The following is a 10,433-nucleotide window of genomic DNA, read 5'->3' on the forward strand; positions in this document are numbered from 1 at the left end:
TTCGCTTTTTTTTTAAAAAAAACCGAAATTTTCCCGGAAATCACGGATTTTTACGGATTTCGGTGCTCTCGAAAGCTGTTTTACACCGCGGTTCCGCCGCTCACAAGGCGGCGGAAAATTCCGGGGAACAACCCGGGCAGATCATCCGCGATCAACCCCGCTCCGCCGACCTCGCCGGCCAGACCGTGGAGAAAAACTCCGAGCCGGGCCATGCGATACGGCTCCTCCGGCCGCTGGGCGAGCAACGCCCCCCTAAGACCGGTCAGCACCTCCCCCGAGCCCGCCGTTGCCAGGGCCGGGGTCCCCGAAGTGTTGATGCTCCACTCTCCGTCCGGCGAGGCCACCACCGTGAACGCCCCCTTGAGCACCGTCACCGCATGAAGACGCTCCGCCAGCGCCCGTGCAAACGCAACCCGGTCCGGCGAGATGTCGATGCCGAATCCCGCCGCCAGACGGCCCGCCTCCCCGGGATGCGGGGTGATCACCACTCCATCGCGCCGCTTCCAGCGCTCCGGTTCAGCGGCCGCGGCGTTCAGCGCATCCGCATCCAGGAGCAACGCTCCCGGGAAGTCCAACAGCGCCGACAGCACCTCTCCCCGTTCCGGACCGCGCCCCCACCCGGAGCCGGCCGCAATCGCGTCACTCGACGACGCCAGCGCCGCCAGACGCTCCAGCGAAGCCGTTCCGAATCCGCCATCCGCCGCAGCTGGAACCCTCTCCAGAATCAGCGCCGCCGGCACCTGTGCCCGAGGTTCCCCTGGTACGGCCAGCCGCACCAGCCCGGCGCCGCCGCGCAATCCGGCATGCGCCGCCAGCACCGCCGCCCCGGAATACTCCCGACTGCCCGCGGCAATCAGCAACCGGCCGCGACGCATCTTGTGGGTGTCGAACTCCTGTCGGGGGAAATCGGCCAGGGCATCGCGCCAGAAGTAACACGCTTCCCCCTCCTCTTCATGCGTGAATTCCTCCGGCACACCGATATCGATCAGCCGGAGCCGGCCGCAACAGCGCGGCCCGTCGCCGTGAAACAGCCCCCGTTTCGGCAAGCCGAAGGTCAGGGTGAGCGCCGCCTCCACGGCGACTCCGGACGCCGCCTCGCCGCTGTCGCCCTCCAGCCCGGACGGCAGATCCATCGCCACGACCGGCAGACGGCTTGCATTGATCACGCGGATGAACTGTTCAAACTGCGGCCGCAGTTTCCCGGTAAAGCCGATTCCCAGCAGACCATCCAGAATCAGGTCGCCGCTGCGGAACTCCTCCGGACCGAGCGTTTCGCACACCCGTACCGGAATCGACCCGGGCAGATCCGCCACCGCCTGTGCCGCCTCCCCGCGCAGCTCCGCGAGCGGCGAAACGGCACAGACCTTGGCCGGCAACCCCAGCGCGGCGGCGGTCACCAGCGCATCGCCGCCGTTGTTGCCGCGCCCGATCACGGCGACCACCCGCCGGATGCCGCGGCCCCGGATCCATTCGCGCAGAAATTCCGCCGCCCCCTCCCCTGCCCGGCGCATCAGCGTGTAACCGGGAGTCCCGGAGGCGATCAGCCGGGCTTCGGCCCGGCGCATCCCTTCAATTCGGACAGCCTTCATCGCGATTTCCTCCTCCGTTCATTCGGAGACGGCAGCTTCGTTCTCCTCCGCCGCCTTCTTCGGCTTGCGCAGCAAACTGGAAAGCAGAAAGAGGCCGACTCCGACGCAGATGGCGATGTCCGCCACATTGAAAATCGGCCAGTGCGCATCGTACCAGTGGACATCGAAGAAATCCACCACCGCACCGCGCCAGATGCGGTCGATCGAATTGCCCGCCACCCCGCCGAGGATAATGAAGATCGCCAGACAGCGTTCGGGATACCCCTCCGTCAGATAGCGGAAGAACCAGAAGCACCCCACGGTCACCAGCGCGGCCACCGCGAGCAGAAACCACCCCTGCCCGCTGAAGAGACTCCATGCCGCGCCGTAGTTGCGCACAAACGTGAGCGAGAAGAAATTTTCGATCAGAACCCGGCTTTCGTGCAGCTGAAAACTGCGCTCCACCATCACTTTGGTGACCTGATCGAGGAGAAGAATAAACCCGGCCGCCGCCAACGACGCGCCGATGACGGCGCGTTCACGACGGGAACCGGGCTCCATCTGCCGGAAGAAAGACGGCAGTTCAATCATAATTGTTCTTTTTCGTGCCGGGACTTGCATTTCACGCAGAAGACCGCGTAAGGACGAATTGCCAGACGGCCTTCCGAAATCGGTTCGCCGCACTCCTGACACTTGCCGTACTCCCCGTCGATCAACCGCTGAATCGCATCTTCGATGAGCTGCAGAACGTTCCCCTCTTCGGTCAGCATCCGCAACTCCATCTCATGGCGCGAATTGTCGCTCGAAACATCCGCCATATGGGTCGTGACCCCGCGTTTGTCCGCATTGCTGCAGTCCAGAGCGTCTTCGGCGTGATATTTCATCTGGCTGGTCACCATTTCGCGGGCACGCATCAGAGCTTCATAATGCTCCTTATCCTTGCCTTCGAACACCAGTTTTGCCGGTTTCTTAGCCATTTGCTTCCCTATCGATAAATATTACCTTGATCAACCCATGCGGTACCAGCGGGAATCCCCGTTGCCCCGCCCTCTTTATCTTGGTAATATACTCCAGTTTCGATTTTTTTCAAACCGAAAAACGCACATGAATCACATCGCCGTCCTGGATCAGATACTCTTTGCCTTCGATGCGCAACTTCCCGGCCGCCTGCGCTTTGGCCCAGCCGCCGGCGGCGACGAGATCCTCGTAGGAAACCGTCTCCATCCGGATGAATCCGCGGCAGAGATCGGTGTGAATCTTCCCCGCCGCCTGCGGCGCGGGCGTGCCCCGCGTCACCGTCCACGCCCGGGACTCCATCGGCCCGGCGGTGAAGAAGGTGATGTAGTCGAGCAGACGGTACCCGGTGTGAATCACCCGGGTGAGGCCGGTCTCGACAATTCCGAGCTCCTCCATGAACATCGCCGCCTCGTCCGGTTCGAGCTGGCCGAGCTCCTCCTCCAGTTTGGCGCAGACCGGAACCACCTCCATGTGATGTTCGGCGGCGAACTCCTTCAGCCGCGCCGCGCGGGGATCGGTGTCGAAATTCCGGAAACACTCCTCGTCGGTGTTCGCGCAGACGAACGCCGGCATCACCGTCAGCAGTCCGAGAGAACGCACCAGCTCGACCACCTTCGGGTTCTCCTTGTCGTACACCGGCGTCTTCCCTTCGGCAAGCTGATCGGCGAGGTCGCGGATCGTCTCATATTCCAGCTTCGCATCCGGATCGTTGGAGCGGGCAAGTTTGTGCGCCTTGTCGCGGCGCTTTTCGAGCATTTCGAGATCGGCCAGCATGAGTTCGGTCAGAATCGTCTCCAGATCCCCGACCGGATCGATCGTGCCTTCCACATGGACCACGTCCGGATCCTGAAAGAGCCGGACCACATGCGCAATCGCGTCCACCCCGCGGATGTGCCCGAGAAACTGGTTGCCCAGCCCCTGCCCCTGACTCGCTCCCTTGACCAGACCGGCAATATCGATGAATTTCAGCGTGGAGGGCACAATCCGCCCGGAGTGCTCCAGATCGGAGAGCACCTGAAGCCGCTCATCCGGAACCGGGACGATGCCGGTATTCGGCTCGATCGTGCAGAACGGGAAATTCGCCGCTTCCGCTCCGCCCCGGCAGAGCGCGTTGAACAGCGTTGACTTGCCGACATTCGGCAATCCGACAAAACCACAGGAAAAACTCATCTTACTTCATCCGTATTATCAACTTGCTGCAATCAAGAAAAAAATCCGCACCGGCGCCACTGCACCCGATGCGGACCATATTCCGCGCCGCGTCCGGCGGACACGGCCGCCCGATCAGTAATCCGAAGAGACAATCGAGCTGTCGTCAAACACGAAATTGAAGGCGTTGTGCTCGATATCCACCACCCAGGCCGGACGCATGATCGGCCCGTAACCGGCGCCGAAGCCCTCCGGATCCTCCGGGCAATCCGGCAGCGGCACCGGGAAAGTGACGATGTCGATCACGCCGACCACCTCACGGGCGATGCAGTAGGCGACCCCCTTCAGAGGACCGTAGGTGATGCCGGCGATGCCGCCCAGCTCCTGCGTCACATCCCAGCCCCGGATGAGAATCTCCAGCGGCCCGAACGCGACGTTGGCAATTCCGCGCCCCAGCTTCTCGACAGGCTTCATGACCCACGGATCATCCGGCGCAGCCTGCACCGATACTCCGATCATCATCACTGCAAGAATCACAGAAGCGACAACACTCTTTCCGAATCTCATGGGTCTTCATCCTTCGAATTATGAATTTCACGTCGAAAACGCGTTTTTCAACCGTTCAGAACAACTCACTTGTAGCAATATAATTTTGGAGTTCGAAAAATGCAAGAAGAAAATTCACATTTCTTCAAAAATGAGTGGCCGTTTCCTCCGATTTCCCCGCAGAATCCGCCGTTTTCACCCGATTTCTCCTCAAAAACGCCGCGGAATAAAAAACCGGCGGAGGTCGTCCGCCGGTTTCCGATTTCCCGTGATTCGGCCGGAACCTATTTCTTCCGCGGTCCGACCGTCGCCAGACGGGAGTTGATGTTGATGTTCGAACTCTCCAGCCCCGGCTTCTCCCCGTGCAGGTCGAACTCGATGTTGACGTGCGGCCCGAACACCAGACAGTAGGTCGAGCCGCCGAAGTGGAACATGCCCGTCTCCTGCCCCTTCTTGATGTGCTGCCCCTGGTAGACGGAGATGTCGCAGGTCGAGACCTCCGCCATGCCGATGGCGATAAAGCACATCAGACCGATATCCGGATTGTCCGCCTCGATGTAGACCACCGCCCGGGTCGCCAGCTCCGCCAGATATCCCTGGGAGTCGTTCGGCGCTTCCGGGTCGTACCCGACGCTCCGCGATTCCGAATAGTAGGTGCCGGGAATGATGGCGGTCTTCACCACACGCCCGGATACCGGAGAGTGCCACCGGTGATAGCTCAGCGCGCTCAGAAACGCCTGATAGACCGTTCCGCCGGCAAACAGCTTCGCCCGCGGGTCGTTGCCCAGCATGAACTGCAGCGCGTACGGCTGCGCCTTGATCCAGAACCGGTCGCGCATCTGCACGTTGCGCGCCAGTGCGAAGGGGGCCGATTCACACGCGTTGACGACGACGGCGTCGTTCTCCGGCTCGGCGACCGGACGCACCCCCTCCCGGAACTGCCGGATGAAGAAATCATCCCAGGACTTGAAGCCGTAATGCGGCTTCGACGGGTCGCAGACAAACTCCTCGGCAAAGGTCGGCATCGCCTTGCGGGCATCCTCGCCGAACCAGCCGTTCCGCGGATCATCGTTCAGCACGTAGGTGCTTTCCGGCGAACGCAGAAACGTCCCCCACTCGTTCAAAATCGCCTGGATATGGCGATTGACCTTGTGGTCGATGAACGCCGCCCAGCCGCCGGCCGTCGCCATCGACCAGTCGAGAATCGCGTTGAACGGGAAACCGACCAGGCCGTTCTCCGAAAACTCCGGCGCGTGATTCAAAATCACATTGAACAGCCGGAGCATATGCTGATAGTCGCGCACCTGCGGCAGTCCGGTGGGAGACTCCACCTTGCGTTCCGGAACTTCGCTGAACATCTGCGAGAAGAACATGTACGCCTCGGCATCGTTCTCAATGAAGTTCTTGAGGTCTTCGACGACCGGCTTCAGCGGCCCGGTGTCCTTTTCCGCCTTCGCCATGATCTTGCGCATCCATGCGGCGAGGGTTTCCCGATCCCGCGGCATCCATCTGCCGGCGGCGAACGTCTTGTTCATCGGTTTGACTGTGGTGCTCATGATACTCCTCCTCCTGTTCCGCGTTCCGGCAGATCAACGGCCCCGCCGGAAGGCATTGTTACAGAAAACACCGCGGGACCGCGGCGTCCGTTTTCTCCGATCATGGCAGGCGGGAACCGCCGGCTTTCGATGGCGGTTCCCCGGGACTTCCAGCTCCTCCTCAACTTCGTCCCGCTCTTCACTATAGCGCCGGTCAATTGCTTTTTCAAGCGAAATTTATAAATTTATAAAACAGGATTTTTTCACCGCCCCTCCCCCTCTTCTGACACCGCCCTCCCCGTCGCCGCTTGACAAGCGGGCAATTCGGCAGTACCGTAATAGAAGAGTGTGTCGGAAAGCGAGGGTCTCACAATGCGCAAATGTAGGGATGCGGCAAATCTGCACCGCCGGATGAACAAACTGATCGGGCAGTTGAACGCCATTGACAAAATGATTGAAAACGACATCCCCTGCGAGGAGGTTCTGATCCAGATCAACGCGGCCAAAGGTGCCCTCCACAAGATCGGGCAGATCATCCTCGAAGGCCATCTGCGCCACTGCGTCCGCGACGGCATCGAACATGGCGACGCCGACAAGACCATCTCCGAATTCGCCAGAGCCCTGGCCCACTTCGCCAACAAATCCTGACCCGCCGCTCCAGAATTTTTCCTGTTTTTTCCGTTTCCCGCTTGCATACCCATACCCCCATACGTATATTAAAGAACTGCCGGTTCATCAGAATATAAGGAGTTGCCGCGATGCCGTCACAATGGCTCACCTGGATGAAACATGAAAACTTCCGGAAGATCCTCCTTCTGGTTCTCTCCGGAATCTCCCTGCTGGTCAGCCTCGCCGATTCCGGCACGATGCGGATCGACGCCGCCTGGGTCGCCATCGTGCTGTGCGGAATCCCCATTCTCAAAGACGCCGCCGTCGGCCTGTACACCCGGTTCGACATCAAGGCCGACCTGCTGGTCTCCCTGGCATTGATCGCCTCGGTCATCATCGGGGAAATCTTCGCCGCCGGCGAGGTCGCCTTCATCATGCAGATCGGCTCCTTTCTGGAAGAGAGCACCGTCGCCAGAGCGCAGGCGGGCATCGAAAAACTGATCCGTCTGACTCCGCGCATCGCCCGCCGCCTGATCGGCGGAAATGAGGAGATGGTTCCGGCGGAAGCGGTCGAAGTGGGCGACACGCTCCGGGTGCTCCCCGGGGAGACCATTCCGGTGGACGGCCTCATCCTGCATGGCGAAAGCTCCATCGACCAGTCGGTGGTGACCGGCGAATCGATGCCGGTGGAAAAACAGCCGGGCGACGAGGTGTTCAGCGGCACGGTCAACCGCTTCGGCGCATTCGACATGCGCGCCACCCGCCGCGACTCCGACAGCGCCATCCAGCGGATGGTCCGCCTGGTGCAGTCCGCCGACGCCGGCAAAGCGCGGATCGTCGGGCTGGCTGACCGCTGGGCCACCTGGATCGTGGTGATCGCTCTGCTGGCGGCGGCGGGGGTCTGGTGCGTCACCGGGGAAATCATCCGCGCCGTAACCATTCTGGTGGTCTTCTGCCCCTGCGCACTGGTTCTGGCGACGCCGACGGCGATCATGGCGGCGATCGGCAACGCGACCCGTCACCGGGTTCTGATCCGCGAAGGGGACGCGCTCGAACGTCTGGCCGATGTCAAACGGGTGGTGCTGGATAAAACCGGCACGCTCACCTGCGGAACGCCGAAGGTGGTCGCCCTCTACTCCATGCTCGAAGCGCTGACCGAACAGGAGCTCTACCGGCTGGCGGCGGCGGCGGAACTCCGCTCCGAACACCCGCTCGGCAAAGCGGTGGTGAACAGCTGTCGCGAAGCCCATCCGGAGCTGACAATTCCCCAGCCGGACTCCTTCGAACTCTTTCCCGGCCGGGGCGTGGCGGCCGTGGTGGAAGGCCGTTCCCTTCTGGCGGGCAAACCGGAGCTGCTGGAGCGCGCCGGCATTGAGATCCCCGCCGCCGCCCGCCGCCAGGCCGAACAGCGGACTGCGGAGGGAGCGACCGTCATCCATCTGGCCATGGACGGGACGTTCTGCGGTTTCGTCGTACTTGCCGACGTGCTCCGGGACAACGCGGCCGAGGTGATCGCGGGAATCCGCGCCCTGGACATCCGCCCTGCCCTGCTGACCGGCGACAACCGCAACGCCGCCCGGCACATTGCCGAAACATCCGGCATCGACGAAATACACGCCGACTGCCTGCCGGAGGAGAAACTGGCGATCATCGACCGCTTTCAGCAGGCGGGCGAACCGGTCTGCATGATCGGCGACGGCATCAACGACGCCCCGGCGCTGAAAAAGGCGTACGTCGGCATCGCCATGGGCGGCATCGGCAGCGACATCGCCGTGGAGGCCGCGGACATCGCCCTGGTCGACGACGACATCCGCCAGCTGCCCTACCTGCTGCGCCTGGCCCGGCGGACCATGACGACAATCCGCCTGAATCTGACCTTTTCGATGGTGTTGAACTTCGTCGCCATCCTCCTTGCCGGAATGGGCATCCTCAATCCGGTGGCGGGCGCGCTGGTTCACAACGCCGGGTCCGTCGCGGTCGTGCTCAACTCCGCGCTGCTGCTGAGCTGGAAAGGGGGCTCCGGCCGGAAACTCTGACCGGCCGGAACACGTTCGATCCACTCTCAGCGCCCGGCGGGCACAAAGACCGCGTTGCCGCGGGCGAAGTCGATCTGCGCCAGACGCAGGTAGATGAAGTCGCCCGTCTTGTACCCCTGCTCCCCGCGCCGGAGTTTCAGCGACCGGCTCGAACGGCGGAAGTCGCCGCGCAACTGTTCCCGCGGAACAAATCCGTAGAGTCCCAGTTCATAGACATCCACCTGCAGTCCGGCGCTGGTCACCTTGGCGACCACCCCTTCGTACATGTTCTCCCCGCCCTTCTCGAGCAGTTCCTGGAGGTAGCGGAGTTTCAGCCGGTCGTTCGCGGCGAAATAGGCGGCGTCGTTGTTCTCCTCCTTCTCGGAGCACTCCTCGGCCACCCGGGCCAGCGTCGAAACCGAACGGGTCCGCACATGGGTGTCGAGGTTCCACAGCTGCTGGTGTACGATGAGGTCCGGATAGCGCCGGATCGGGCTGGTGAAATGGCTGTAGCGCCCCTTGCCCAGCCCGAAGTGCAGCGCCGGCTTTTCGAGGTAATAGGCGCGCGGCAGCGAACGGAGCAGATGGCTCAGAATCACCGGCCGCCTGGGATCGTCCGGCAGACCGGCGATGAAGCGGTTGCACGCCTTCCGGTCGGTCAGGTCGCCGGGAACGATGCCGAACGCCTCCTCCATGAGGTCGGAGAATTCGGCGATCTTCTCCGGATCGGGCGCCGGGTGGACCCGGTAGAGCCCGGCCACGCTCTTCTGCCCGAGTTCGGTTCCCACCGCCGAATTGGCGGCCAGCATACACTCCTCGACCAGATTCTCCGACTCGCGGGCGGTCTTCACCGAAAGCCCGAGGATGCGGTTGTCCGCCTCGCTGCACAGCACCCGGATTTCCGGCAGCGCCAGATCGATGAAGGACTCGTTCGCCTTGCGGTACTCCCGCATCCGGCGGGTGACGGCGACCAGGTCACGCAGAGAGTTGCAAAGCGCCTCCGACCACCCTTCGGGCGCCTTGCCGGTGTCGATGAACGACTGCACCTCTTCGTAGTTGAGCCGGTGATCGACCCGGATTTTCGTGTGGATGCGGTGGAAGTCGAGCACCTTCCCGGAGGCTTTGTCCACCGTCAAGTAGACCGAATGGGCACAGGAATCCGCCCCGGCACGGAGGCTGATCCGCGCGGTCAGCGCCGCCGGAAGCATCGGCAGCGTCCGCCCCGGCAGGTAACAGCTGAATCCCCGCGTCTCCGCCGCCCGGTCGAATTTCGACTTCGGCGCGATGTAGGCCGCCACGTCGGAGATGTGCACGCCGACGATCACTTCGGACTCCTTCTTCCCCGGCAGAATCGAAACCGCGTCATCAAAATCCTTCGCGTCGACCGGGTCGATGGTGACGGTGAGTTCGCCGGTGCGGTCCTCGCGGGCGATCTCGCGCGGCTGGAGCGCCAGCGCCTCCTCGTTGTCCGACTCCCGGTAGGGCGGAGCAAGATCGTATTCGGCGACGATCGCGTCGAGGTCGGCGGCGATCACGCCGGCGCGCCCCATCACCTTGTTGATCGCGCCATGCCAGACGCCGCCATCGTTGCGGAGCAGCCGCACCCGGACCCAGTCGCCGCGGCGGGCGCCGTGGCGGGCGCCGGAAATCTCGACATCATCCGGCATCCGGCGATTCAGCGGCCGCACGCGGTTGCCGGGGAGCAGTTCGCCGACGAACTCCTCCCGCGCCTGATCGATCACCTCGACCACCCGTCCGGCGGGGCCGCGCCGCTCCTTGCGGAACTCCTCCCGCTGCGGCAGCAGTTCCACCCGGACCTCGTCGCCATCCATCGCACTGCCGATGAACTTCGGCGGAATGAACACATCCTCCTGCGGATGCCCGTCCGGCGCGGGCGGCAGTGCGACAAATCCGAATCCGCCCGGGGTGACGGTCAGTTTCCCCACAACGATCTGATGGCGCTCCTCGCGGCGGCGGCGGGCACGGTCGGCAAT

At 62.9% G+C, this 10,433-nt stretch carries 9 protein-coding genes; 2 read left to right on the forward strand and 7 right to left on the reverse strand.

The features are described from left to right. Positions 1–80 precede the first annotated feature (80 nt). From ACMLHG_RS11040 to ACMLHG_RS11065, 6 genes are all read right to left on the reverse strand, one after another. On the reverse strand, positions 81–1,589 hold the full coding sequence (locus ACMLHG_RS11040; protein WP_417170530.1) for an NAD(P)H-hydrate dehydratase: 1,509 nt from the start codon (positions 1,587–1,589) through the stop codon (positions 81–83). A gap of 18 nt (positions 1,590–1,607) precedes the next feature. Next, positions 1,608–2,159, reverse strand: coding sequence for a signal peptidase II (gene lspA / locus ACMLHG_RS11045; RefSeq protein WP_294436972.1), 552 nt, complete (start codon positions 2,157–2,159; stop codon positions 1,608–1,610). Then, positions 2,156–2,545: a TraR/DksA family transcriptional regulator gene (locus tag ACMLHG_RS11050; RefSeq protein ID WP_294436969.1), complete on the reverse strand. Its 390-nt coding sequence runs from the start codon at positions 2,543–2,545 to the stop codon at positions 2,156–2,158. The genes lspA and ACMLHG_RS11050 overlap by 4 nt, the downstream gene beginning before the upstream one ends. 109 nt (positions 2,546–2,654) lie before the next feature. Next, positions 2,655–3,755, reverse strand: coding sequence for a redox-regulated ATPase YchF (gene ychF, locus ACMLHG_RS11055; protein WP_295811276.1), 1,101 nt, complete (start codon positions 3,753–3,755; stop codon positions 2,655–2,657). Positions 3,756–3,869: 114 nt separating this feature from the next. Then, positions 3,870–4,301 carry an exosortase system-associated protein, TIGR04073 family gene (locus tag ACMLHG_RS11060; RefSeq protein ID WP_294436964.1) on the reverse strand — a complete coding sequence of 144 codons (432 nt, stop codon included), beginning with the start codon at positions 4,299–4,301 and terminating at the stop codon, positions 3,870–3,872. A gap of 263 nt (positions 4,302–4,564) precedes the next feature. Then, positions 4,565–5,836: a phosphatidylserine decarboxylase family protein gene (locus tag ACMLHG_RS11065; RefSeq protein WP_294436962.1), complete on the reverse strand. Its 1,272-nt coding sequence runs from the start codon at positions 5,834–5,836 to the stop codon at positions 4,565–4,567. A 351-nt stretch (positions 5,837–6,187) separates the two neighbouring features. Here ACMLHG_RS11065 and ACMLHG_RS11070 point away from each other — a divergent pair, with 351 nt between their 5' ends. Both ACMLHG_RS11070 and ACMLHG_RS11075 read left to right on the forward strand, forming a co-directional pair. After that, entirely contained in the window at positions 6,188–6,463 is a 276-nt protein-coding gene (locus ACMLHG_RS11070) for a metal-sensing transcriptional repressor (protein WP_417170531.1), read from the forward strand. Between the two features lie 110 nt (positions 6,464–6,573). Next, positions 6,574–8,460, forward strand: a complete 1,887-nt coding sequence (locus ACMLHG_RS11075) for a heavy metal translocating P-type ATPase (protein ID WP_417170532.1) — start codon at positions 6,574–6,576, stop codon at positions 8,458–8,460. A gap of 26 nt (positions 8,461–8,486) precedes the next feature. Here the strand turns inward: ACMLHG_RS11075 and ACMLHG_RS11080 are convergent. Continuing rightward, on the reverse strand, positions 8,487–10,433 hold a 1,947-nt coding region (locus ACMLHG_RS11080), incomplete at its 5' end, for a ribonuclease R family protein (RefSeq protein WP_417170533.1).

It is taken from the genome of Victivallis sp. (assembly GCF_048170485.1).
Taxonomy (GTDB): Bacteria; Verrucomicrobiota; Lentisphaeria; order Victivallales; family Victivallaceae; genus Victivallis.